Genomic DNA, 24,826 nt, shown 5'->3' on the forward strand with positions numbered 1-24,826 from the left:
AGCCCTTCATGACGCAAACCGTATTAGTGACCGGCGCGGCCGCCGGGCTGGGCAACGCGATTGCCGCTCATCTGCTGAAGCAGGGTTATCAGGTGGTGCTGACCGATGTCGATGTGGCTCGTGCCCGGGAGGCCGCGGATCGTCTCGATGACGGCCAGGGCAGGGTGCTGGCGCTGGGGCTGGATATCTGCCAGCCGCAGGATTTCACGCAGGCGCTCGAGGCGACCATTGAACGCTTCGGCAGCCTGCAGGTGCTGGTCAACAGCGCCGCTCTGACCCTCGCCACCCCGGTGATGGAGATTACGGTGGAGGAGTTCGACCGGGTGATCGCCACCAACCTGCGCGGCACCTTTGTCGGCTGCCAGACCCTGGGGCGCTACTTCGCCACCCGCGGCTACGGCCGCATCATCAACCTGGCCTCCTTAGCCGGGCAGAACGGCGGCACCGCTTCCGGGGCGCATTACGCGGCCTCGAAGGGCGGGATCCTGACCCTGACCAAAATCTTCGCCCGCGAGCTGAGCAAATCTGGCGTGACGGTAAACGCCATCGCCCCCGGGCCGCTGGATCTGCCGATGGTTCACGCTCTGGTGCCGGAAGAGAAGATGGCCGGGCTGCTGCAGATGATCCCGGTCGGTCAGTTGGGTGAAGCGGAGTTTGTCGCCCAAGCCGTGGCCTTGCTGGCATCTGAGCAGGCGTCGTTTGTCACCGGGGCGACCTGGGACATCAACGGCGGCCTGTTTATGCGTTAAGGAGTCAACATGCTGACATTACAGGTTATCAGGCGGGAGTTGCAGGGCGAGGTGGTCCTGCTGACCCTGGCGCATGCTGAGGGTATCGACCTCCCGGCCTTCCGCGCCGGGGCGCATATCGATCTGCATCTGGCAGAGGACCTGGTGCGTCCGTACTCCCTGTGCGGCGACCCAAAAGATCGCCGCCACTACCAGCTCGGCATTCTGAAAGAGACACAATCTAAGGGAGGTTCGCTGGCTGCCCATACCCTGAGCGTGGGGGATCGGATCCAGGTCAGCGATCCGCGCAATCTGTTTGCGCTGGATGAGACCGCCAGCCACAGCCTGCTGATTGGCGGCGGGATTGGCATCACCCCGATGCTGGCGATGGCCGCCGAGCTGCACGCCGCCGGACGCCCGTTCAGCCTGCACTACTGCACCCGCACGCGCGAGGGGGCAGCCTTTATGACTCAGCTGGAGCAGGCCGCGTATGCCGACCGCGTTCAGCTGCACTTCAGCGACACCCAGCGCCTGAACCTTTCGGCAGTGCTGACCGACGTCCCGGCCAATACCCACGTCTACACCTGCGGCCCGACCCGGCTGATGGATGCGGTTACTCAGCAGGCCGCGGCAAGCGGCTATCGCCCGGAGCAGGTGCATCAGGAGTGTTTTAGCGTCGAGGTGGAAACCGGCGGCGCGGCTTTTGAGGTCTTCGCGGCGGCCAGCGGCATCACCGTGCAGGTGCTGGAGAACCAGAGCATCGTCGAGGCGCTGGCGCAAGCCGGGCTGAAGGTGTGCGTCTCCTGCAAACAGGGGATCTGCGGCAGCTGCCTGACCGACGTGCTGGAGGGCGAGCCGGACCATCGCGACAGCTACCTGACCGATGAAGAGAAAGCCGACGGCGACCAGATTTTGTTGTGTTGTTCCCGGGCCAAAAGCGCCCGTTTAGTCATCGATCTGTGAGGAAACCCTTATGACACTGCAAACCGAATTTCGTAATGCCATGGCGCAGCTGGGGAGTGCGGTCTCGGTGATCACCACCGACGGCCCGGCGGGCAAGTTTGGCTTTACCGCCTCCGCCGTGTGCAGCGTTACGGACTCGCCGCCAACGCTGCTGGTGTGCATGAACCGCAACTCCTTTGCCAACGAGCACTTCAAGCGGAACGGGGCCTTGTGCGTCAACGTGCTGTCCAGCGACCACCAGGATCTCTCCGGGGTGTTCGCCAACGCCAGCCTGCGCTCCGAACAGCGTTTTGAGTATGACTCCTGGCAGGTGCTGGCCAGCGGCGCGCCGGTGCTCAGCTCGTCGGTCGCCAGCTTCGACTGCCTGATCGACACCTGTCATGAAGTGGGCAGCCACAGCGTTTTCTACTGCCAGGTGCAGGCGATCCGCATCAGCGAAGCCCCGCGCGGGCTGGTGTACTTCAACCGTCGCTATCATGCCGTCGGGCATGACCTGGAAGCCTGACACCCACAATAAAGGTAACGCGGATGAGCAATGTCGTGACTCAAACCACCGCCGCCCCGGCTGCGGTTACGCAGGATGCCGGACAGCTGCGCAAGCTGGTGATCGCCTCGGTGCTGGGCAATGCCCTGGAATGGTATGACTTCTTTCTGTACGGCACCGCCGCGGCGCTGGTCTTCGGCCCGCTGTTCTTCCCGGTGGGCGGCGACCCGATGCAGGGCACGCTGCTGGCCTTCTCCGGTTTTGCGGTGGGCTTTCTCGCCCGTCCGCTGGGCGGCATCGTCTTCGGCCATATCGGGGATCGCTACAGCCGCAAGATGACGCTGATCATGACCCTGACCCTGATGGGGGCCACTACCTTCGTGATCGGCCTGCTGCCGGTTTATGCCCAGATTGGCATCTGGGCACCGATCTCGCTCATCACCCTGCGCTTTTTACAGGGCGTGGCGTCCGGTGGCGAGTGGGGCGGCGGGGTGCTGATGCTGAGCGAAAACGCCCCGGCATCGCGTCGCGGCTACTTTACCGCCTGGAGCCAGATGGGCGTCTCTGGCGGGTTTGTGCTCTCGGCCTTTGCCTTTTATCTGGTGCAGAAGCTGCCGGAAGACGAGCTGATGAGCTGGGGCTGGCGCGTGCCTTTCCTGCTCAGCATCCTGATCTTCCTGGTCGGGGTCTATATCCGCAAAAACATCCGCGAGAGCAAGGCTTTTGCTCAGGCAAAACCGGAGGCGAAGCACGAGAAGATCCCGCTGATGGTGCTGATCCGCGAACACCCGAAGGCGCTGCTGCAGGCCATTGCCCTGCGCCTGCCGGAGAACGGGGCCTCCTACATCTTCTTCACCTTCTCGGTGGTCTATGCCAAACACATCGGGATTGGCACCGGGGAGATCATCAGCGCCGTGACCCTGGCGATGCTGGTGGAGTTCTTCTCGATCCTGTTCTGGGGGGCGCTCTCGGATCGCATCGGCCTGAAGCCGGTCTACTACATCGGCGTGATCGGCCTGCTGGTGATGGCCTTCCCGTTCTTCTGGCTGCTCTCCACCGGGGACTACGGCTGGATCATGCTGGCGATGCTGCTCGGCCTGCCGTTCTGCCACGGGGCGATGATCGGCACCCAGCCCTGCATCATGAGCGACCTGTTCCCGGTGCGCGTGCGCTACTCCGGCCTGGCGCTGGGGCACGAGGTGGGCTCGATCTTCTCCGGCGGCCTCGGGCCGATGCTGGCGGTAGCGCTGCTGATGCATTTCGACGCCTCCTGGCCGGTCTCCCTGCTGCTGATGGCCTACGCGCTGCTGGCGTGGATCGCCCTGCGCAGCCTGCCGCCCACCCATAAAAACAACGAGGTAAGCAAATGATTGATAAACGGATTGCCGCCACCGATGCCGCCGTGGCCGACATTTTTGACGGCGCGGTGGTGATGGTGGGTGGTTTTGGCCCCGCCGGACAGCCCGCCGAGCTGCTGGACGCCCTGATCCGCCGTAAGCCGCGGGATCTGACTCTGATCAGCAACAACGCCGGTAACGGCGATTATGGCCTGGCGGCGCTGCTGAAGGCCGGCTGCGTGAAGAAGGTGATCTGCTCCTTCCCGCGCCAGACCGACTCCTGGGTCTTTGACGACCTCTACCGCCGCGGCGAAGTCGCGCTGGAGCTGGTGCCGCAGGGCAACCTCGCGGCGCGCATTCAGGCGGGCGGCTCCGGGCTGGGGGCGATCTTCACCCCCACCGGGTTTGGCACCGAGCTGGCGGCGGGCAAAGAGACCCGCCACATCGACGGCAAAGATTATGTCCTCGAGTACCCGCTGAAAGCCGATTTTGCGCTGATCAAGGCCCTGAAGGCCGACCGCTGGGGCAACCTGGTGTATGACAAAACCGGGCGCAACTTCGGGCCGATCATGGCCGCCGCCGCCAGCTGCACCATTGTCCAGGTGAGCGAGATAGTCGCCCTCGGCGAACTCGACCCGGAAGCGGTGGTGACGCCGGGGATTTTTGTGCAACGCCTGGTGACGGTCGCGCCCGTTCGCCTGCCAAAGACGGCATAAGGAGATCCCGTGAATAAACTGACCCATCAACAGCTGGCCGAACGCATCGCCCGGGACATCCCCGAAGGGGCCTACGTGAATCTGGGTATTGGCCTGCCGACCCGGATTGCCAACTACCTCCCGGCGGATCGCGAGATCTTCCTGCACAGCGAAAACGGCATTCTTGGCATGGGCCCTGCGCCAGAGCCGGGCGAAGAAGACCCCGAGCTGATTAACGCCGGGAAGCAGCCGGTGACGCTCCTCGACGGCGGCTGCTATTTCCACCACGGCGACTCCTTCACCATGATGCGCGGCGGCCACCTCGATATCTGCGTGCTGGGGGCCTATCAGGTCTCAGAGCGCGGCGACCTGGCGAACTGGAGCACCGGCGAACCCTCCGCCATTCCGGCGGTCGGCGGGGCGATGGATCTGGCGATTGGCGCGAAGCGGGTGTATGTGATGACCGAACATCTGACCCGTCAGGGCGAGTGCAAAATCGTCCAGGCCTGCACCTATCCGCTGACCGGGATGGCCTGCATCGACCGGATCTACACCGACATGGCGGTGATGGATATCACCGCCGAAGGCATTGTGGTGCGCGAGCTGTTTGGCGACGTGACCGAAGAGTACCTCCGGTCCGTCACCCCGGTGGCGCTGACCTTTGCCCTCAACGCCGAAACCGAGGAGGCGTGAATGGATCTCGACTATCGCCTCGATGGCCCGGAGACGGCCCCGGTGCTGGTGCTCTCCAACTCGCTGGGTACCACCTGGCAGATGTGGCAGCCGCAGATGGCTGAGCTCACTCAGCACTTCCGCGTGCTGCGCTACAACACCCGCGGGCACGGTCGCTCACCTGTTCCGGCAGGGGGCATCTCCCTCGACTCGCTGGGGCAGGACGTGATTGATCTGCTGGATCATCTGGATATTGAGCACGCCTTCTTCTGCGGTATCTCCTTCGGCGGGATGACCGGGATGTGGCTCAACCGTCATGCCCCGTCGCGCTTTCCGCGCATCGTGGTCGCCAATACCGCGGCGAAGATCGGCGAGTCCAGAGGCTGGTTGCAGCGTGCCGCCACCGTGCGTCAGCAGGGGATGGCCCCGGTCGCCAGCACCGCGGCGGATCGCTGGTTTACCCCGGCCTTCCGCAAGCAAAACCCCGGCATAGTCCAGCTGCTGATCGACGATCTCGCCGCTACCCCGCCCGAAGGCTATGCCGCCTGCTGCGAAGCGCTGGCCGCGGCGGATCTGCGCGAAGACGTGGCCGCCATGCTGCGCCCGATGTGGGTGATTGCCGGTACTGAGGATCCGGTCACTACCGTGCAGGACGCACAGTGGCTTGCCGCCCAGGCGAAGCAGACCTCATGCGTCGCCTTGCCCGCCTCACATCTGTCGAACGTGGCCTGCCCGGACGCCTTTAATCACCATGTGATCGCCTTTTTAACCGCAGGAGCTGCGACATGAGTATCACCATTGAATCCCTGGCCTGCTGGCTGGTGGATATCCCGACCATTCGCCCGCACAAGCTGTCGATGGCGACCATGGGTTGCCAGACGCTGACCCTCGTCCGCATGCAATGCGCCAACGGCATTACCGGCTGGGGGGAAGCCACCACCATCGGTGGCCTCAGCTACGGCTCGGAAAGCCCGGAGGCGATCAAATCCGCGATTGAAACCTATCTGGCCCCGCTGCTGTGCGGCCAGTCGTTCCACGGCGTGGCTGACCTGGCGGAGAAGATGAACGCCAGCGTGAAGGGCAACACCTTTGCGAAATCCGCCCTCGAAACCGCATTCCTTGATGCCCAGGGCAAAGCGCTGGGGCTGCCGGTGAGTTCCCTGCTGGGCGGGGCGTTGACGCAGCGCCTGCCGGTGCTGTGGACCCTGGCGAGCGGCGACACGCAAAAAGACATTGAAGAGGGCAAACGCCTGCTGGCGGAAGGACGGCACAACACCTTCAAGCTGAAGATCGGCGCCCGCGGGCTGGATGTGGACGTTCATCACGCCCTGGCGATCAAAGCCGCGCTGGGGGATGCGGTGAGCGTGCGGGTCGACGTCAATCAGGCCTGGGATCTGACTACCGCCATCAAAGGTATGACCCAGCTGCAGGCTGGCGGCATCGACCTGGTGGAACAGCCGATCCCACTGTGGGATAGGCAAGGACTCATCACCCTCAGCCAGCGTTTTGCGGTGCCCATTCTGGCCGACGAAGCGGTAGCAACCAGCCATGACGGCTACGCCCTGGCAAGCGGCGGCTTTACCGGCGCGTATGCCCTGAAGATCGCCAAAGCGGGCGGCCCAGCGCAGACCCTGAAGCTGGCGCACGTGGCGCAGGCGGCGGGCGTGGCGCTGTACGGCGGCACCATGCTGGAAGGCACGCTCGGCACGGTGGCCTCGCTGCACGCCTGGTCGACGGTAAAAATGCAGTGGGGCACCGAGATGTTCGGCCCGCTGCTGCTGAAGGATGACATCGTGGTACGTCCGCTGGAGTTCAGCGAGGGACAGGTGACGTTACCGCAGGGGCCAGGATTGGGCGTCGACATCGACGAAGACAAGCTGCGTCATTACGCACGGCAATAAGAGGAAAACGCGATGCTTTTTAAAGTGGAAATGACGGTCAACATCCCGTCGTCGCTGCCGTCGGCAGAAGTAGAAGCGATCAAAGCGAAAGAGAAAGCCTACTCCCAGCGTTTACAGCGCGAAGGCAAATGGCCGCACATCTGGCGCGTGGTCGGGCAGTACGCCAACGTCAGCATTTTTGACGTGGCGGACAACCAGGAGCTGCACGACATCCTGACCGCGCTGCCGCTCTACCCGTGGATGGAGATCAGCGTGCAGCCCCTGTGCATGCATCCGTCCTCGATTCATAACGAACACTAGTCGTCAAAAAACAACAACAAACGTACCCTACAAAGAGGAAGATGCAATGTCTGTGAATCCTGTACATCAAACCGAACTGGACACTTTACTGGCGATCAGCAGCGGCTTAAATTCTACCGGCGGCAACGATCGTCTGAAAAACATCATGCACCAGCTGCTGAGCGATCTGTGCAAGACCATCAAGCAGTTCGACGTGACCGACGAAGAGTTCTGGGTGGCGGTGAACTACCTCAACGAGCTGGGCGGACGCCAGGAAGCGGCGCTGCTGGCAGCCGGTCTGGGCCTGGAGCACTATCTGGATATGCGTGCCGACGAGAAAGAAGCGGCATCCGGCAACGAATCAGGCACCCCGCGCACCATCGAAGGCCCGCTGTACGTGGCGAATGCGCCGCTGAGCGAAGGCTTTGCCCGCATGGATGACGGTCAGGAGCAGGCCGAAACCATGTGGCTCCAGGGCCAGGTAACCGATCTGCAGGGTAAGCCAGTGGCAGGCGCTATCGTGGATATCTGGCACGCCAACACCCTCGGTGGCTACTCCTTCTTCGACCAGTCCCAGAGCGAATACAACCTGCGCCGCCGCGTCCGTACCGGTGATGATGGCCGCTACACGGTGCGCAGCATCGTGCCCTGCGGCTACGGCTGCCCGCCGGATGGCCCAACCCAGAAATTGCTGACCGCCATTGGCCGCCACGGTAACCGCCCGGCGCACGTGCATTTCTTCGTGTCGGCCCCGGGATATAAGCACCTGACCACCCAGATCAACCTGAACGGGGATGAGTATCTGTGGGATGACTTTGCCTTTGCGACCCGCGCGGAGCTGATTGCGGATCCGGTGAAGATTACGGATGCGGCTGTAGCGAAGGCGCGGGATCTTGACGGGGAGCATACGGAGGTGAACTTTAGTTTCACGCTGGTGGAAGCGAATGAAGGTGGGGAAGAGCAGAGAGGGAAGCGGGCGCGGGTTATGGAGTGAGTATTAAAAGTTGAGAGAGCCGGGGTCGCATAGCGGCCCCGTTTTTTTTGGAGAAAACAATGAGTAATACCTATGTTTTGCCAATTTCAACTTAAAGAAAATTTTAAAAAGGTCGATAAACATAAGGGTTACTGTTTTTGTTAAGAGGATAGGGAAATGGCTGAGAAAATTAGTGAAGGAAAAATAATGCAAGCCCTTGACTGGGCTTATGAAAAAGCCCTGGATGGGAGCATCCCAGGTACGGATTCAGCATATGAAATGGCTGATAACTACCTGAAGGGAGAAGAGGATTTAGTGGCAAAGGTGAATTCTCTCATCAGATGGCAAAATACTAAATCGGTTACCACCGGCTTTGTTTCCGGACTGGGTGGGGTTATCACGATGCCAGTGGCAATCCCTGCCAGTATCGCAACTGTAATGTATGTCCAAATTCGCATGATAACCGCAATAGCCGTTATGGGAGGGTATGACGTTAAAGACGATCGCGTTAAAGCGCTGGTCTACACTTGCCTTGCGGGCAATGCTGCAAAAGATATTCTTAAAGGAACAGGCATCGTAATCGGTTCGAAGATGTCTGCTCAGTTGATTAAGAGCATCTCAAAGGAGACGATTTTTGCCATCAACAAGATGGTAGGATTTAGATTGCTCACAAAATTTGGTCAAAAAGGGGCAATCAACTTAGGTAAAATGATTCCACTAGTAGGCGGCGTTATCGGTGGCACATTTGATGGTCTCTCAACAAATGTCGTAGGAAATGTAGCTCGAAAAACGTTCATCGAGTCTAGTGCAGTAAACGAATCGTGAAAATTTACTGAGATGAAGGCATCTGAAATTCTAAATGATTTTCTCATCTCTAAAAGACATTGAAGCAGGAGTTTTTTCAGGACGTTGCTAATATTTTACAACGTCCATTAACGTTTGTAGTTTAACTGATTAAACTTAAATTATCATGCGGGGCCAGAATTTGTATTCATTGACATCAATTAGAAATATGACTATCACAATTGATTGTGGTGTTTTAGTCATGTCGATGTCATAGGTCTTTACGCATTTTATGTTATCAACTACTTGTCAACTTCATAATCGGATGTATTAATGCGATACCATCAAATTAAAGCGGAAGCACACTCACAATCCATTAATAAGGTTGTCACTCGTTTTGAAAGCGAGTTTGATGTCAAAGCAACGGGTAAAATACCCACTGCAAAATTAGAAAACTTAATCGAACAACTTAAAATTAAAGGGTTAAACAATGATGAAAACATCGATCAACTGATTCTTGAAGCATTTTCAATCGGGGCGCAATCCGCATTTGACCGCGCGTTAGCCAGATTCGAAGATGGAAGTATAACGGCAAGAAAAGTTCCAGGCGAAGAACAATGGATCCTGTCTACTCATTCCACGAGATATCAAATCACAAAGGATTTGCCTTCCGCTAAAGAGGGTGAAATGAGGGCTACAGTATATTTGAATCTATCCGATAGTGGTTTCAAAAAATAGGCGTGAGAACAATTCAAATTTTCTTTTATATTTAAAGGTTGATGGGGTAAGGTTTTAGGGTTATGCATGATACGCCAGATTATAAATGGCCAGGCGTTAACCTTACGCATAGTCATCTTTCCATACCTCATCTACAAATTTCTGAGCGGGGCGCTCTACAGCCCCGTCGATAATATTATTCGAAAACGTTCAATAATTTTCAACTACGTTTGTTGCACCGCAATATACGGCTCCTTCACAAATTTCGCCCACAACCACACCCTATCATGCAGCAAACCGGTTATATCCATGATTTCCTACGCCCGATTGCGGATGTGCCGCAACGCCGTCACTCTACGACGCCGATCCCCTGGAAAAAAGACTCCCCCCCGAATTACATCAGGTTACTTGAGCCTTTGCGAGGCGGCTTCCAGAAAGGTCATACCGGGTGATTGGCTTGCCCTGCGCGGCTAACTACACTCCTTGTTAGCCACATACAAAAGAGGGGGCAGATCGTGAACATCCGCTTTCATTCCCCAACTGCTCAACTCAAACAATGGCTACGTCGTCTGGCTGCAGCAACCTTGAAAGAAACCTTCGCGATTCAGGTCATCGCTGCCGTGTTGGTGTCGGTGCTGTTGTCCGATCTGGCGGGGTTCGATTACCCTGGCTGGGCAGCGCTGAGTAGCTATGCGGTGATGAACACCTCAGTAAAGGCTTCGACGGTTCGGGCTTTCAACCGGGTGACAGGGACCGTGCTTGGCGGTGTGCTGGCGCTCTTGCTTTCCGCGTATCTGATCCAGGATGCGGCGTTTTTGATCCTGTTCTGCACGATAGTCGGGGGCGTGGCGGTATGGCGGGCGGACGTCTCCCGCTGGTCATATTCCTGGGTGCTGGGCGCGGTCACATCCATGATGGTGATGGCGGAAGCGCAGAAGAACAATGAGTTTCGTCATCTGTTGCGGTTTACGTTTAACCGCATCGAAGAGGTGGTGTTGGGCTGTATTGTCTGTATTGCGATTACGGTACTTTTTTATCCGTTGAACCGGCGTAAACAGGCTGTATCGCCGCAACAAAATAGTCACCCTGAGCCACCCCGACGACCGCTGTTACCCCTCCAGGCCGGGATCACGCTGTTACTGCTGACGCCGGTACTGCTTGCTTTTCATATGACGGGATTCTGGCAGGCGATGGTTTCGGTACTGGCCGTTTTTATGCTTCCGGCCTCGACTCAGCCCGCACAGCAGCAGATCGGCCAGCGAATGCAGCAACGTTTATACGGCTGTATGGCCGCTACGCTGTTGAGTTTGCTCCTTTTACCCTTCATGCATCATTATCCCCCGGTTTATATCGCCACGCTGGTCGCGGGATTATGGCTGGGGTGTCATCTGCAGCAGGAAAAACCGTCCATCAGCTATTTTGGGCGTCAGTTTACCGTGGCCTGGATCATCGTTTTTATACAGGATACGTTATGGCTGACCGCGCCCGTTCAGGCTGTTATGCGCAGTATCAGCATACTGATCGCCATTATTATCATTGGCATGGTGATGGCGGTATTTCGCGCGTTAAAACTGAGTGTCTGAAATAGTGCGCATCGTGGCAGGGTGGAGCAATGCCGGGGGCGCTTCGCTTGCCCGGCCTACAAACCAGAACTCATTTTTACTCTGGCTTTTGTTGTTGATTCTTAAGATAGTTATCGCACTAAGCAATACAAGGGAAGCAATAATGTTAACGAAGATACATACCGGGCACCCCGCGTCCGCGACGGGCGAATTTCGGGCCGGTATTGCCGCCTGTATTCCGACCATTGCGGGCTACTGGAGCATTGGCTTTGCCGCCGGGGCGATTGGCACCCTCTCGGGTTTTACCACCGGACAAATTGCCCTGCTGGCCAGCGCCCTCTACGCCGGGTCGGCGCAGTTTCTGTTTTACTCCCTGTGGGCGGCGGGAGCGGAGATGGCCTCCGTGGTGCTGAGCGTGCTGCTGGTCAATCTGCGCTACCTGCTGATGAGCTCGTCCATGAGCGTCTTTTTTCGCGACTACACGACGCTGCAAAAGGTGGTCAGCGGGCTGCTGCTGACGGATGAAACCTTCGGCGTGGCGGTACAGCGCGCCAGCCCGCAGGGCAACATCAGCTATGCCTGGATGCTGGGCCTGAACGTGACCGCCTGGCTGAACTGGATTATCGCCTGCGTGACCGGTGCCTGGCTGGCGACCACGCTGCCTGCATCGCTGATGGAAGGGCTGGGTTTCAGCCTGGTGTCGATGTTTATCGGCCTGATCCTGATGATGTGGTTCGCCAGCCGCAGAAAGGTACTGGAAACGATCAATATCGCGGTTGCGGTGGTCATTACGCTGTTAACTGCCGGGAGTGGCTCGCTCAGCCTGGTGGTGATTGTGGCCGCCTCTCTTGCCGCCACCCTGGCGACGCTACTGTTACGCACCCGGAAAGGAAAATAGGATGGAACGACATATTCTGCTGACCATTCTCGCCTCGGCGCTGGTCACCGCCCTGATGCGTACCGTGCCGGTATTGCTGTTATCCCGCTTTCGCCTGCCGGAGGTGCTGCTGCAGTGGCTGAGCTTTATCCCCACCGCCATCATGGCCGCCCTGGTCGCCGCCGAACTGCTGAGCAAGCCCGCGATGACCGATTCCGGGATCAGCATCTCGCTGCTGGCGGCGGGGTTTGCCACCTTGGTGGGCATTCTTACCCGTGGATTATTTGCGACGGTGATTGCCGGGGTGGTGGCGTTTTGCGCGGCGGGGTATTTTTTAGCGCATTAATCTTCAAACAAAATAGATATGCCGGGGGCGCTTCGCTTGCCCGGCCTACAAAGTTGGCGATCCAGTGATAGAGTGAATACAGGCAGCCACTCACCAGGAGAATACCGCATGAACGAACATCCGCTTCGCCAGATCATTAAGTCCTGTGACAGGGCGATCTCCGCCAAAGATTTTGACTCGCTGATGGAGTACTACGCAGAAGACGCCGTGCTGGTGGTCAAGCCCGGGACGATTGTCAGAGGTAAAAACAATATCCGCAACGCGTTTATTTCCATCTCCGATTATTTTCAGGATCGGCTGATCGTGAAACAGGGCGAAATGGAGATTATCGAAGGTGGCGGCGATGCGCTGGTGATCATGGAAACCCAGCTTTTTTATCCCGATGAACTGGGTGGAACCGCTGAGTTAACGCGTCGGGCAACCTATGTCTTCCGCCAGGAAAACGACCGTTGGCTCTGCACCATCGACAACTCTTACGGCACCTCGATTTTAGATGGTGAAAATGCCTGAATGCTGTGCTCAGGTGGGGGTCACCAGCCCGACGCTGACAATACCTTTGTCCCAGATGATCTGGTGCAGGGAGGTCTGAATAATGCTGGTGATGTTTTTCGGCGTTAACAGCGCCCAGCAGATGCCCTCCCGGTGACGAACCGAGCGGTAAATCACACCGGTTTCACCCGCGACGCGCAGGCTGGCACCCAGCTGTTGCGGTGCGCGGTAGTCCGTTGGATGGTACCAGGGATGCGTGTCCGGCAGGCCGGTGATATCGGTAAATGACGAGCCGCTCAGTTCCGTCTCCAGACAACGGTACTCGAATCGTTCGAACTTCAGTTCAGGTACGTTCCGCCAGTAGCGCTGGCAGTGGTAGACCACTTCGGCCAGCGCTGTTTCCTGACAGTCTCCGAGGTAATAGACGCCAAAATCGCCATTCGAAAAACGGCTGCCGTCGGGGTTGATGTGGGTGAAAGCCGCCATCGCGTAATGCGCCCCGCGGATCCCCAGCACCCACTCCTCACGAGGGAGCAGATCCAGATTACCCACCTCCTGCGTCAGGCGCGGATTCGTTAATTTCTGAATGTCATAGAGAACGTCGAACTCCTCCGGAGTGGCCACGTCCTCGAACACGTAAATGGCAGGATACTTGGTATGGAGCAGGCGGTAACCGGTGACGGGAGTCAGTGCCGTTCTGGGAAGTTCGGGATGAATCATCCGGACAGGCCTCCGCGCAGGACGTCCACCCGCTTGGCGACTTCATGCAGGTTGCCGAACTCGCCCCCTTCAATCAGGGATAACGGCGTTGCCCCATTGAAGTAAGCATTGTGGTTCGCCATCGACATAAACCCGTAGACGTTCTCCGGGTTGCTGAACACGATCCGCAGCGCCGAGTGCATATTCAGCAGGTAGCTGATCCGGGTTAACTGATCGTGGGTCAGCGAGGCCGTCTTCGTCTCTTTCTGGCGGTATTTGTAGAGCGCCGCTCTGGAGAGCTGCAGAATGTTCTGCTGTTGCTCAGTCGAGCAGCCCCATTTATCCAGAATATTCATTGCGGCTCTGATGGCGATCAGATCGCGATCGCCGCGGGCTTCAGAGTCAAGGTTCAGGTGCTTCGTCATGTGATTACTCCTCAGCTCAGCGTCACTCATATAGTCTTAGCATGAACTAAATAAGATAATCTGTCTACGTGAAGACACCTTTGCCGGGTTAAGGCGCATGACGTTTTATAACGTCCGAATCTCTTTTGAACGCAGAGTGATATGCACCGGCACCGATTTATACGACGGCGTGCCGCTCTCTTTATCAAGATAATTCAGCGGCACCAGTACGTTAGCCTCCGGGTAGTAGGCGGCCACCGTGCCCGGCGCAATGTTGTAGGCCACCAGGGTGATGTCGTCGAGGCGCTGCTGGCTGTCGGGCAGGGCGGTGGTGATATCCACCCGATCGCCGTGCTCCAGCCCCAGCTGCTGCATATCCTCTTCGTTCATAAACAGCACGTCGCGGCGGCCGAACACCCCGCGATAGCGGTCATCCAGGGCGTAGATGGTGGTGTTGTACTGGTCGTGACTGCGCAGGGTGACCAGGCGCAGGACGTTTTCGCCTTCCCCCGGGCTGTTCTCGGTTACGCCATCAAACAGAGAGAACATCGCCTTGCCGCTGGCGGTCGGCCAGATGCGCTCGGTAGGTGGCAGCGGCATGCGGAAACCGCCAGGCACCCGGATGCGGGCGTTGAAGTTCTCAAAGCCGGGAAGAGTCTGCTCAATCCGGTCGCGGATACGGTCGTAGTCGGCCACCAGCGCCAGCCAGTCGGTGTTGCTGTTCGTCAGGGTGGCGTGGGCGAGCCCGGCGACAATGGCCGGCTCCGAGCGCAGCCACGGCGAGGCCGGTTTTAGCTTCCCGCTGGAGGCGTGCACCATCGACATCGAATCCTCTACGGTGATCGACTGCTGGCCGCTGCGCTGCATGTCCAGCTCGGTGCGCCCGAGGCAGGGCAGGAGATACGTCTCTTTACCCACCAGCAGGTGGGTGCGGTTCAGCTTGGTGGCAACATGCACGCTGAGATCCAGCGTTTTCAGCGCCGGGAAGGCTTTATCGTGATCGGGCATCGCCACGGCAAAATTGCCCCCGAGGCACAGCAGCGCTTTCGCCTCGCCGTCAATCATCGCCTGGGCGGCCTGCACCGCATCATGGCCGTGGGCGGCAGGCGGGGTAAAGCCAAACACCGTGCCCAGCCGGTCGAGGAAGGCGGCGGTCGGTTTTTCAGTGATCCCCACCGTGCGGTTGCCCTGCACGTTGGAGTGGCCGCGCAACGGGCAGATGCCCGCCCCGGGCTTGCCGATATTGCCGCGCAGCAACAGCAGGTCGGCAATCAGGCGCACGTTGGCAGTACCTTTGTTGTGCTGGGTGATCCCCATGCCGTAGGTAATGATAGTGGCGCGGGATTTGGCGTAGATCTGCGCCACGCTCTCCAGATCGGCCCGGCTGAGCCCCGACTCCCGTTCAATCGCCTCCCAGGATGTTGCCGCGATATCAGCGGCAAACCCGGCGAACCCCTGGGTCTGGGCGGCGATAAAGTCGTGATCCAGCGCGTCCAGCACCAGCAGATGTTTGGCAATGCCTTTTAACGCGGCGGCGTCGCCCCCGGCTTTTACCTGATAGTAGGTCGAGGCGATATCGGTAGCGCTGTACGTCGCCATCTCCCTGACGCTTTGCGGATCGGCAAAACGTTCTAACGCGGTTTCGCGCAGCGGGTTAAAGACGATAATCGGCACGCCCCGGCGGGCAAGCTCGTGCAGGGTGCCCATCATCCGCGGGTGATTGGTGCCCGGGTTGTGGCCGATGGAGATCACCAGCTCGGTGTGGTCAAAATCCTCCAGCGAGACGGTGCCTTTACCTATCCCGATGGAGCGCGGCAGGCCAACGCTGGTGGCCTGGTGGCACATATTGGAGCAGTCCGGGAAGTTATTGGTGCCCAGTTCGCGGGCAAACAGCTGATACAGGAACGCGGCTTCGTTCGAGGCGCGCCCGGAGGTGTAAAACTCCACCTGATCCGGTGCCAGGCCGCGCAGTACCTCGCCGATCCGGGCAAAGGCTTCGTCCCACTCCACCGGGCGGAAGGTGTCGCTCCGGGGATCGTACTTCATGGGATGGGTCAGACGGCCATAGCCCTCCAGCTCGAAATCGCTCTTCGCCCACAGGGCGCTGACCGTATGTTCGGCGAAAAATTCCGGCGTGACGCGCCTGGTGGTTGCTTCCCAGGTCACCGCTTTGGCGCCGTTCTCGCAAAACTGGAAGGTGGACTTGTGCTCTTTGTCCGGCCAGGCGCAGCCCGGGCAGTCAAAGCCGTCGGGCTGGTTGGTGCGCAGCAGGGTTGCAGGGGCGTCAAAGGCGTCCATCTGCGTACGCACGGCAATCGCCGTGGCTTTTAAGGCTCCCCAGCCGCCTGCCGGTCCGGCGTAATGACGGATCCCGGGAACCGCTCGTCTGTTGTTACTCATCTGTACTCCTGTCTGGTCTTTCGTCATGGCGGCGGATCTCCGCCAGCAGCAGCGACGCCTCCTCTGAGTGTGGCACAAGCTCACCCGGCGTCTCCCCCTGCCACCAGATCCCGCTGCCTGATGAGTGATGTTTTCCGGCTAACTGCCAGTGGCCGTTCAGCACATACGCAATACCCTCCGCGCCGGGTCGCAGAGCGCGGCTGGCAATCGTCACCTGCGCCCGGGCACGGCTGCGCTGGGTCATCACGTTAAAGTCCATGCCCGGCCCGGTGATGCCCTCGCTGGCAAGCGGCCACTCCCCGGGAAAAGCCCAGGGCACGCCGGGCTCAAGGCGATGCAGCAGGTTGTCGCCGCGCAGCCACAGCCCGGAACCGGCGAGCAACATAATCACCCGGTCGACGCCGGGAAAGAGGGAAAAAGGTCCATCCTGGCCGAGCGTGGCAATACTGGCTCGCCACAGAAAGGGGGCATCCCCAGAGGGAATGCGGACGATTTCGCGGGTTTCGCCCGCTCCGTTTTTCCACGGGGTGACAGGCAGAGAAGCAAGCGTAAAAGGGGTAATCATGTCCGTTTAGCCCAGATTGTGGGAGTTGATAATGCATCTGCGCTACAGATGCTTTTCATAATAATTACAAATTATTCACAGTTCAGTTCACAAATCCATCATCAGATCCGTGTCGGCAGATGTCAATGGTTGTATATACATGAGCTGTCAGGTGGCTTTTACCTGACGCAGGCAGGGTGTCTGACGGCCATTAATCATCCATTCAGAGAGGAAACTATGTCGTCTTTTTCGTCTTCAGAAGAGCAGTCAAAGAAAAACGGGACGCGGATATCGGAAACGCGCTCTATCGATTACATCCCGGATAATGAGCGTCACGGCCACCCCTTCAGTCAGTTTACGCTGTGGTTTGGCGGCAACCTGCAGATCACGGCCATCGTCACGGGTGCGCTGGCGGTGGTGCTGGGCGGCGATGTGGTATGGTCGATTATTGGCCTGCTGGTGGGGCAGATCCTCGGGGCGACGGTAATGTCGTTCCACGCGCTACAGGGGCCACGTCTGGGCCTGCCGCAGATGATCATTAGCCGCGCCCAGTTTGGCGTGCTGGGTGCGGTGATCCCGCTGGTGCTGGTGTGCGTGATGTACGTGGGTTTCTCCGCCAGCGGCACGGTGCTGGCCGGACAGGCGATGGCAAAACTGCTGTCAGTGTCCAACGTGGCGGGGATGATCCTGTTCAGCGCGATCATTATCGTAATTGCGGTGCTGGGCTATCGCGTGATCCACAAGCTCGGCAAGGTCGCGAGCGTGGTGGGGGTCCTGGCGTTTGTCTATCTGTTTATCGCCCTGCTGATGTCCAGCGACCTGGCGGCAATTGCGGAGAATAACCACTTCTCGATGCCGATGTTCCTGCTGGCGGTGTCGCTCTCCTCCTCGTGGCAGATCGCGTTTTGCCCCTACGTGTCAGACTATTCACGCTATCTGCCGCGCGACGTCTCCGGGGTGAAAACCTTCTTCTCGGTCTTCAGCGGCACGGTGCTCGGCACCCAGGCCTCGATGACCCTCGGGGTGATCACCGCCGCGATTGCCGGCAGCGCCTTTAAGGGCCATGAGGTGAGCTATATCGTCGGGCTGGGTAAAAGCGAAGCCATGGCGATGGTGATCTACTTTGCGATCTGCTTCGGCAAAATCACCTTCACCACCCTGAACGCCTACGGCAGCTTTATGTCGCTGACCACTATCGTGTCGGGTTTTCGCAACCAGACCACGTTAAGCCAGAGAAGCCGGGTGATCTTTGTGGTGCTGATGGTGGCCATCTCCTGCGTGATTGCGCTGCTCAGCGAGCCTGCATTCCTGAAACACTTCACCCATTTCCTGCTGTTCCTGCTGGCGTTCTTCGTGCCGTGGAGCGCCATCAGCCTGACCGACTACTTTATTATTTCCCGTCAGGCGGTGGATATTCCGGCGCTGTTCGATCCGCGCGAACGCTACGGATACTGGAATATGTTTGGTATCAGCGTGTATGCCATTGGCGTGCTGATCCAGCTGCCGTTCATTGAGAACCCGCTCTACCACGGCTCTCTGACGTGGATCTTTGCCGACAACGATGTGTCGTGGATCATCGGCTGGTTCTGCACGGCGGCGCTTTACTACGCGTTCCGACGTTTTGATCGCCGGGTGCTGCCGGAACAGACGATCTATCCGGCGACGGGCAGGTAAGGGGAGTGCCAGCGACCCCGGCGTTAATACGGGGTCGCGGGTATTTTACCGATCGTTAAAAGTAAACCCTTCGTCAGCCCATCCGGTCATGCCACCCATCATTATCTTCACCGGACGACCCAATTGCGCCAGCTTCAGCGCCGCGCGATCGGCACCGTTGCAGTGCGGCCCGGCACAGTAGACCACGAACAGCGTATCGGCTGGCCATGCTGCCATCCGCTGGGCATTGATCTCCCGATGAGGCAGATGCAGGGCACCAGGAATGTGGCGCCGGGCAAAGCTCTCCGGGCTGCCCACCACGTGCAGCAGCACAAAATCGATATCCCCTTGATTGAAGGCGCTCCAGACATCGGCGCAATCTGTTTCCACACTCAGTCGCTGTAAAAAATGGTTTGCCGCGTTTTCCGCCGTCGCCGTCGGGTAATCAGTCACATAGCTCATTGTTTCCTCCAGGGTTGAGGCGTAACTCTACGGCGGCAGCGCGGTTTTGACAGCTGGCAGAAATGCCATATACCATCAGGATCATGACAAAAATGCCCTGAGTGCGGTGATGAATAATTCTCTGGTGGTCGCCCTGGCCTATGACGGCTTATGTACGTTTGAATTTGGCATTGCGGTGGAAATTTTTGGCCTTGCCCGCCCCGAAATGGGGGATAGCTGGTATCGCTTTGCGGTGGCGGGTGTCGAGCCGGGGGAGCTGCGCGCCACGGGCGGCATCCGATTGATGGTCGACGGCGGGCTGGAGCTGCTGGCGCAGGCCGGCACCATTATCGTTCCCGGCTGGCGAGGGGCTGATGTCCCGGTGCCCGCCGCACTGTGCGAGCAGCTTGTCACCGCCCATCGGCGTGGGGCGCGGATCCTCTCCATCTGCTCCGGGGTCTTTGTGCTGGCCGCCGCAGGGCTACTCGACAACCGTCAGGCGACCACCCACTGGCGATACACCGACCTGCTGCAACAGCGCTATCCCGCCATTCAGGTGACCCCTGACGTGCTCTATATCGACAACGGTGATCTCCTGACCTCCGCCGGAAGCGCGGCGGGTATCGACCTGTGTCTGCACCTGGTGCGCCGGGATTATGGCAGCGTGGCGGCAAACCAGGTGGCGCGTCGGCTGGTGGTGTCCCCGCATCGCGACGGCGGCCAGGCTCAGTTTATTCAGCAGGCGGTGCCCGTCGCCTATGAGGGCCATCGGCTGGGGGCGCTGTTTGATTACCTGCTTGCAAACATTGCCGCGCCGCACAGCGTCGATTCGCTGGCGAAATTTGTCGGCATGAGCCCGCGCACCTTTTTGCGTCGTTTTGCCGCAACGACCGGTAAAACGCCCGCCCAGTGGTTATTGCACGCCCGCCTGAGCCGCAGCCAGGACCTGCTGGAGAACAGCCAGCTGTCGATAGAGCGGATTGCCGAGCAGGTGGGGTTTGGCAGCGTGGCGACGATGCGTCATCATTTCAGAAATCAGCTGTCGACCACGCCTGCGGCGTACCGGAGAGGGTTTGCTTCAACTGTGCCATAACGAACTTAAATAATTACCTTTATAAACAGTCATTTAAATTATAAATTATGAACAGCATCCGACAGATTGTGTGAGTCGTCTTGCTCACACGGCGGACCAGGAAGATGAGTGGCTCTTCCTTTTTAATTGAATGTGATGAAATAGTTAACGCTGTTTAATTGAGAATAATCTCTCATTAGCCAGTAAAATCTGTTTGCTGGTTACACAGCACTCATTGCCGAAAGTTTGTAAAGCGATTCGTTTAAATATAAAATATTTGCAGTTCATAAATGGCTAAAACCCTCCGGCATGGAAAAAGTAAGGTGAAGGGAAAGTGAAATTAATCATACAAATCCCCTGTTACAATGAAGCTGAAACACTTGCTATTGCGTTAAATGCACTGCCCAGACAGGTAAATGGTTTTGATAAAGTTGAATGGTTAATTGTCGATGATGGTAGTACTGACGACACCATCAACGTCGCCAGACAAAATGGTGTTGATCATGTTGTTAAGCATGCCGGTAATAAAGGGTTAGCAAAAGCATTTATGACGGGGCTGGATGCTTGTCTGAATTTAAATGCGGATGTTATCGTGAATACCGATGCGGATAATCAATACTCCGCGGATGATATTCCTTTATTAGTTGCGCCTATACTTGAACACCGTGCAGAAATGGTTATCGGTGAACGGCCTATTTCAGCTATTGATCACTTTTCGCCAATTAAAAAATACCTGCAAAAACTGGGAAGTTGGGTGGTGCGTGTAGCCAGTAATACCAATGTTCCTGATGCGCCAAGTGGTTTCAGAGCAATGTCGAGAGCGACTGCGCAAAAATTGATGGTTTTTAATGACTACACTTATACCTTAGAAACCATTATTCAGGCAGGCCAGAAAAATATCACCATTACGTCGGTTGCTGTTCGGGTGAATGAAGATTTGCGCCCGTCGCGTCTGGTAAAAAGTATTTCGTCGTATATCAAAAGAAGCATTATTACCATCGTTCGTATTTTTGTTATATATCGTCCATTCCGATTCTTTGGCGCAATTGGTGCCGTGCTTTTCACCTCTGGATTTTTATTAGGCGTCCGGTTCTTGTACAAATATATCACGGGTGACGGAAATGGTTATATTCAGTCATTAATCTTAGCATCGATACTGATGGGGATGGGCTTTCAAACTATTCTTGTTGCCTTTATCACCGATCTGTTATCAGCCAACAGAAAACTGCTTGAAGATTTGCGCTTTAAGGTCGCACAACTGTCTTCGAATGAAGCAGATAAAGCTGATAAAAAATTAGAACAGAAATAGACGAGGTGACTATGAATTTCAAAGTATCGGGCGGGAAGTCAGAAGATGGCGTGGTTTTCGGGAATGCCTATGACAAATACGGCTCTAAAAATCCGATAGTTAAATGGATGATGAATGGTTTTGATTCTTCGCTGGAACAATTTGTTGCGCAAGCTAATCCTGAAACCATTCATGAGGTTGGCTGCGGAGAGGGTTTTTGGGTAAATAAATGGAATGGTAAAGGGAAAACTGCGGTCGGCAGTGATTTCTCGCATGATGTTATTTCCCTGGCACGTGAAAATGCGCTGGCAGCGAATCTGAGACCTGAGGTCTTTAACGCAAAAAGTATCTATGATCTTAAGCCTGGAACCGATAATGCTGATTTGATCGTCTGCTGTGAAGTAATGGAACATCTGGAAGATCCTGAAAGAGCGATGAAGGTATTACAAAGCCTGGCCGATAAATATCTGATCATCAGTGTTCCACGGGAACCAATCTGGTGTGGTTTAAACATGGTCCGCGGGAAATATCTAAAAAGTTTTGGTAACACGCCAGGACATATTCAGCACTGGTCAAAAAAATCATTTATCAGATTTGTCGGAAAATATTTCAAAATCGTGGAGGTTTCTTCACCATTCCCATGGACTATGTTGTTGTGCGTGCCGTATGACGAAAAGTAATTTACGTAAGGCCCTGAATTATTCAGGGAGTGTCATTGCTATATTAAGTGTCATTTTTGTTGGGCACCGGATTACGCAATACTGGAAGCAGTTACCCGACGATACCTTCACCGTAAAATTACTGCTGCTCATTTTATTATTAGCGGGTGTCTATGGTGCCGCCAACACCATCCTCGCCTCAGCGTGGCGTATTTTGATGGTGGGCCAGGAACAGGCGATCGGTAATCGGGTTGCAACCCGGATCTACGGCATGACCCAGTTAGCTAAATATGTGCCTGGCAATATCTTTCAGTTTGCCGGTAGACAAATACTGGCGATGTCATATGGTTTTTCTGGAAAGGCGATAGCTAAGACTACTTTTCTGGAACTGTTGCTTTTAATTGTAACAGGCGCTGTTTTTATCTTATGGATGTTACCCCTGTTATATCCAGCATTCAATATTTATTATAGTCTCTTACTGTTTGCCATTGTTGCGTTATTAATCACATACGGACTTCAACAGCAAGGAAAGGGGAATTTAATAAAGGTAATCGCCAGATATTTCTCTTTCTTATTAGTTTCTGGTGGCGTTTTTGTCAGCGTCTTGTACATAGTCTCAGATGATTGGCTCCTGAATCCCGCACTAACATTGCCACTTATTGGTGCCTATGTCATTGCATGGCTGGCAGGGCTTGTCACGCCTGGTTCTCCGGCGGGGGTAGGCGTCCGAGAGTTTATACTTATTTTATTATTGCGACCATTTTTCGCTGAGATTGATATTGTAATCGCTGTCGTGCTTAGTCGAATAACGACAGTTGTGGGTGATTGTTTTTTCTATATATATTCTATCACATTAAGATAAGATGATTATTATGCGCAAGCAAAAACGAGAAGTTTTTATCATCACCGCGTTTCTTTCTTTGTTATTTGTCATCCTGGGATTGGGGTATTCCCACTCTTATTATCCGGGGACTTTTCCTGATGAGTTAGCCCATATGGGATATGTGGCTGATGTTATTAAAAATAATTTCCCTAATTATAATGAGGGTCTGATTTTTTCTAAGGAAAAGCTAAACTACCTTAATCATCCAGCTTTGTATTATATGATTGTTGGTGAACTGGCAAAGCTTCTGAATTTACAAGATAACTATGCGAGCTTAGGTCGGTATGTAAGCATGGCTATTTCTGTCATTATTATTACAATGACATGTAATTTGGTATACAAAAACACAAAATCTCTGCTGGCAACTTTTGTTGGAGGGGCTTTTTTATTAGTTATTCCAATGTTTGTGGTTTTGGGTAGTGCAATAAATAATGATCAAATTAACATTCTGGGATGTACTTTTTTCATCTACGGTTTGATAGATTTATTGAGAAGAGAAAGAGAGGAGGCAGTCCTTACTTCGAATATCGTTTTGATTTGTGCTGGTGGTATTATCGCTTCACTTAGTAAAGCGACGGGTTCGTTAGCTATCGTCTGCCTGATAGCGTCAGTTTCGTTGTTCAACTACTTCACCTTAATAAAAATAATAAAGAAAATTTCTCTTAAACAATGGTTACTTGTATTTTTATCTGGGGTAGTTGTAGTTCTTTATTTCGCCTGCATTCATGCAAGTTACGGTAAGTTTTATCCGGCTCCCCAGGGTAATCCTGCAACGTGGTTTTTTGTTGATAATCCAACGTCGAAAAGATTCACTTTATTAGAATTTGTGGTTTACTTCTTTCAAAATAATTTATTAAGCCTTGTCATACCCTATGGTCATGTTCAATTTATTGATAGTCAAATTAGAGCCATTATTTTAAAAGGCATTTTGATTATGCTGGGGATTATGGCAGCATATATCCTCGTTAAGAAAACAACAAAAAATGGAAGTAATTTTAATCTTGAGTTTTCTTTGGTTATAGGATTTGTTTTATTTTTTGTAATTTATCTGTTTACAATTAGACAATTGCATCTGAATACAGGTTATACAGGAGCAATGCAGGCCAGATATTTTTTTGGCTTTTTACCTATTTTTTCTTTAATAATAGCGAGGGTGATGTCTCGCCTGAATAGCAAAATAGTTCAGCTATCTGTTACGACAATTATGGTAGCCGGTTTGGTCACTTCATTTTATCCAGCATTAGTGAAGTTTTCAGATTTACGTATGTGGCAATCGAGCATATTTGTAGAGCAATCCCTTTTTGACACCCACTATGGATTTCTGACAAGAGGGCGTACTTTTGAACAGACATTCATGGCTGAGTCAAATTCCATTAATGGTGTTGAATTAATGCTGGCTACCTTTGCACGAACTAATCACGGGGAACTGACGCTGGAATTGTTGGATCGGTCTGGGGTAGTGATCACGCGTGAGCCAGTCAAGATGGAGACACTGAATGATACTTCTTATGCATGGTTTGATTTGCATCATGCAAAATTATTAAAAAACCAGACTTATCGCTTACGGTTAAAATGCGATAGCTGTATTCAGGATAACTCCATTACCTGGTGGGCATTAAAACCAGACTATGAAGCACCGGTGTTCTTATTTTCGAAGTTTGGGCCTGGTGCCAAAAACATGTATCCAAAAGGTGATGCATATGTAGATGGCGTTAAAGTTGGTGGTTCTTTCTCATTCCGACTTTATTTTCAATAGCTTTATCGGTTGTTATCATGAGAACGGCGGCGAATACAAGGATGCGTATTCGCAGGTATTTACGATAATGAGAATGTGTCATTAAAAGGGCATCGGAAAGTGTAACGCCAGTCAGTAACGTTACTGACTGGCTATTTTCGAGGCTGTGGAAAGCGCCTTGCTTTTATTGCTTCCAGGAATGCTCTCTGCATCTTGTTGGTAGCCTTACCATTGTCAGCATC

Annotated in this window: 27 protein-coding genes; 22 read left to right on the forward strand and 5 right to left on the reverse strand. The window is 55.2% G+C overall.

What is annotated here, in order from left to right:
* The first annotated feature begins 8 nt into the window (after positions 1-8).
* The 16 genes from V7Q49_RS02750 to V7Q49_RS02825 all read left to right on the forward strand — a co-directional run bounded on the left by V7Q49_RS02750 (position 9) and on the right by V7Q49_RS02825 (position 12,827).
* A complete protein-coding gene (locus V7Q49_RS02750) occupies positions 9-749 on the forward strand; it encodes an SDR family NAD(P)-dependent oxidoreductase (RefSeq protein WP_333849211.1) in 741 nt (246 codons plus the stop codon).
* Between the two features lie 9 nt (positions 750-758).
* Positions 759-1,691 carry a PDR/VanB family oxidoreductase gene (locus tag V7Q49_RS02755; RefSeq protein WP_333849212.1) on the forward strand — a complete coding sequence of 311 codons (933 nt, stop codon included), beginning with the start codon at positions 759-761 and terminating at the stop codon, positions 1,689-1,691.
* Positions 1,692-1,701: 10 nt separating this feature from the next.
* The gene (locus tag V7Q49_RS02760; RefSeq protein WP_333849213.1) at positions 1,702-2,196 is read left to right on the forward strand and encodes a flavin reductase; all 495 of its coding nucleotides are present in this window, start codon (positions 1,702-1,704) and stop codon (positions 2,194-2,196) included.
* A 23-nt stretch (positions 2,197-2,219) separates the two neighbouring features.
* The gene (locus V7Q49_RS02765; protein WP_333849214.1) at positions 2,220-3,545 is read left to right on the forward strand and encodes an MFS transporter; all 1,326 of its coding nucleotides are present in this window, start codon (positions 2,220-2,222) and stop codon (positions 3,543-3,545) included.
* Positions 3,542-4,228 (forward strand): 3-oxoacid CoA-transferase subunit A, encoded by a 687-nt coding sequence (locus V7Q49_RS02770; RefSeq protein ID WP_333849215.1) that lies wholly within the window; start codon positions 3,542-3,544, stop codon positions 4,226-4,228. Before V7Q49_RS02765 ends, V7Q49_RS02770 begins: the two co-directional genes overlap by 4 nt.
* A 9-nt stretch (positions 4,229-4,237) precedes the next feature.
* Positions 4,238-4,900 (forward strand): 3-oxoacid CoA-transferase subunit B, encoded by a 663-nt coding sequence (locus V7Q49_RS02775; protein WP_333849216.1) that lies wholly within the window; start codon positions 4,238-4,240, stop codon positions 4,898-4,900.
* Complete coding sequence (gene pcaD, locus V7Q49_RS02780; protein WP_333849217.1) at positions 4,901-5,668, forward strand: 3-oxoadipate enol-lactonase; 768 nt, start codon at positions 4,901-4,903, stop codon at positions 5,666-5,668.
* A complete protein-coding gene (locus tag V7Q49_RS02785) occupies positions 5,665-6,780 on the forward strand; it encodes a muconate/chloromuconate family cycloisomerase (RefSeq protein WP_333849218.1) in 1,116 nt (371 codons plus the stop codon). Before pcaD ends, V7Q49_RS02785 begins: the two co-directional genes overlap by 4 nt.
* 12 nt (positions 6,781-6,792) lie before the next feature.
* Complete coding sequence (gene catC / locus V7Q49_RS02790; RefSeq protein ID WP_307762058.1) at positions 6,793-7,080, forward strand: muconolactone Delta-isomerase; 288 nt, start codon at positions 6,793-6,795, stop codon at positions 7,078-7,080.
* A 46-nt stretch (positions 7,081-7,126) separates the two neighbouring features.
* Entirely contained in the window at positions 7,127-8,053 is a 927-nt protein-coding gene (gene catA, locus V7Q49_RS02795) for a catechol 1,2-dioxygenase (RefSeq protein ID WP_333849219.1), read from the forward strand.
* A gap of 156 nt (positions 8,054-8,209) precedes the next feature.
* Entirely contained in the window at positions 8,210-8,857 is a 648-nt protein-coding gene (locus tag V7Q49_RS02800) for an EcsC family protein (RefSeq protein ID WP_333849221.1), read from the forward strand.
* A gap of 291 nt (positions 8,858-9,148) precedes the next feature.
* Positions 9,149-9,553, forward strand: coding sequence for a hypothetical protein (locus V7Q49_RS02805; protein ID WP_333849222.1), 405 nt, complete (start codon positions 9,149-9,151; stop codon positions 9,551-9,553).
* A gap of 494 nt (positions 9,554-10,047) precedes the next feature.
* Entirely contained in the window at positions 10,048-11,115 is a 1,068-nt protein-coding gene (locus V7Q49_RS02810; protein WP_333849223.1) for an FUSC family protein, read from the forward strand.
* Positions 11,116-11,257: 142 nt separating this feature from the next.
* Entirely contained in the window at positions 11,258-11,992 is a 735-nt protein-coding gene (locus V7Q49_RS02815) for an AzlC family ABC transporter permease (RefSeq protein WP_333849224.1), read from the forward strand.
* A 1-nt stretch (position 11,993) separates the two neighbouring features.
* On the forward strand, positions 11,994-12,317 hold the full coding sequence (locus tag V7Q49_RS02820) for an AzlD domain-containing protein (RefSeq protein ID WP_333849225.1): 324 nt from the start codon (positions 11,994-11,996) through the stop codon (positions 12,315-12,317).
* Positions 12,318-12,425: 108 nt separating this feature from the next.
* Entirely contained in the window at positions 12,426-12,827 is a 402-nt protein-coding gene (locus V7Q49_RS02825; protein WP_333849227.1) for a YybH family protein, read from the forward strand.
* Positions 12,828-12,836: 9 nt separating this feature from the next.
* Here the strand turns inward: V7Q49_RS02825 and V7Q49_RS02830 are convergent, their stop codons facing one another.
* From V7Q49_RS02830 to V7Q49_RS02845, 4 genes are all read right to left on the reverse strand, one after another.
* Positions 12,837-13,526 carry an RES family NAD+ phosphorylase gene (locus tag V7Q49_RS02830; protein WP_333849228.1) on the reverse strand — a complete coding sequence of 230 codons (690 nt, stop codon included), beginning with the start codon at positions 13,524-13,526 and terminating at the stop codon, positions 12,837-12,839.
* On the reverse strand, positions 13,523-13,930 hold the full coding sequence (locus V7Q49_RS02835; RefSeq protein WP_333849229.1) for an MbcA/ParS/Xre antitoxin family protein: 408 nt from the start codon (positions 13,928-13,930) through the stop codon (positions 13,523-13,525). The genes V7Q49_RS02830 and V7Q49_RS02835 overlap by 4 nt, the downstream gene beginning before the upstream one ends.
* A gap of 105 nt (positions 13,931-14,035) precedes the next feature.
* A complete protein-coding gene (locus V7Q49_RS02840; protein WP_333849231.1) occupies positions 14,036-16,309 on the reverse strand; it encodes an FdhF/YdeP family oxidoreductase in 2,274 nt (757 codons plus the stop codon).
* Positions 16,302-16,874, reverse strand: a complete 573-nt coding sequence (locus V7Q49_RS02845; RefSeq protein WP_333849232.1) for a HutD/Ves family protein — start codon at positions 16,872-16,874, stop codon at positions 16,302-16,304. Before V7Q49_RS02845 ends, V7Q49_RS02840 begins: the two co-directional genes overlap by 8 nt.
* Positions 16,875-17,141: 267 nt before the next feature.
* Between V7Q49_RS02845 and V7Q49_RS02850 the strand changes: the two genes are divergently transcribed.
* Positions 17,142-18,527 carry a purine-cytosine permease family protein gene (locus V7Q49_RS02850; RefSeq protein WP_333850476.1) on the forward strand — a complete coding sequence of 462 codons (1,386 nt, stop codon included), beginning with the start codon at positions 17,142-17,144 and terminating at the stop codon, positions 18,525-18,527.
* Positions 18,528-18,572: 45 nt separating this feature from the next.
* Here the strand turns inward: V7Q49_RS02850 and V7Q49_RS02855 are convergent, their stop codons facing one another.
* Positions 18,573-18,968, reverse strand: a complete 396-nt coding sequence (locus tag V7Q49_RS02855; protein WP_333849233.1) for a rhodanese-like domain-containing protein — start codon at positions 18,966-18,968, stop codon at positions 18,573-18,575.
* Positions 18,969-19,077: 109 nt separating this feature from the next.
* Between V7Q49_RS02855 and ftrA the strand changes: the two genes are divergently transcribed.
* The 5 genes from ftrA to V7Q49_RS02880 all read left to right on the forward strand — a co-directional run bounded on the left by ftrA (position 19,078) and on the right by V7Q49_RS02880 (position 24,605).
* On the forward strand, positions 19,078-20,040 hold the full coding sequence (ftrA, locus tag V7Q49_RS02860) for a transcriptional regulator FtrA (RefSeq protein WP_333849234.1): 963 nt from the start codon (positions 19,078-19,080) through the stop codon (positions 20,038-20,040).
* Positions 20,041-20,353: 313 nt separating this feature from the next.
* Complete coding sequence (locus V7Q49_RS02865) at positions 20,354-21,328, forward strand: glycosyltransferase family 2 protein (protein ID WP_333849235.1); 975 nt, start codon at positions 20,354-20,356, stop codon at positions 21,326-21,328.
* Positions 21,329-21,339: 11 nt separating this feature from the next.
* Positions 21,340-21,987 carry a class I SAM-dependent methyltransferase gene (locus tag V7Q49_RS02870; RefSeq protein ID WP_333849236.1) on the forward strand — a complete coding sequence of 216 codons (648 nt, stop codon included), beginning with the start codon at positions 21,340-21,342 and terminating at the stop codon, positions 21,985-21,987.
* Complete coding sequence (locus tag V7Q49_RS02875; protein ID WP_333849237.1) at positions 21,974-22,828, forward strand: hypothetical protein; 855 nt, start codon at positions 21,974-21,976, stop codon at positions 22,826-22,828. The genes V7Q49_RS02870 and V7Q49_RS02875 overlap by 14 nt, the downstream gene beginning before the upstream one ends.
* A gap of 10 nt (positions 22,829-22,838) precedes the next feature.
* Complete coding sequence (locus V7Q49_RS02880; protein WP_333849238.1) at positions 22,839-24,605, forward strand: hypothetical protein; 1,767 nt, start codon at positions 22,839-22,841, stop codon at positions 24,603-24,605.
* Positions 24,606-24,826 lie beyond the last annotated feature (221 nt).

Origin of the sequence: Leclercia sp. (genome assembly GCF_036780805.1) — a bacterium.
Lineage (GTDB): Bacteria > Pseudomonadota > Gammaproteobacteria > Enterobacterales > Enterobacteriaceae > Enterobacter.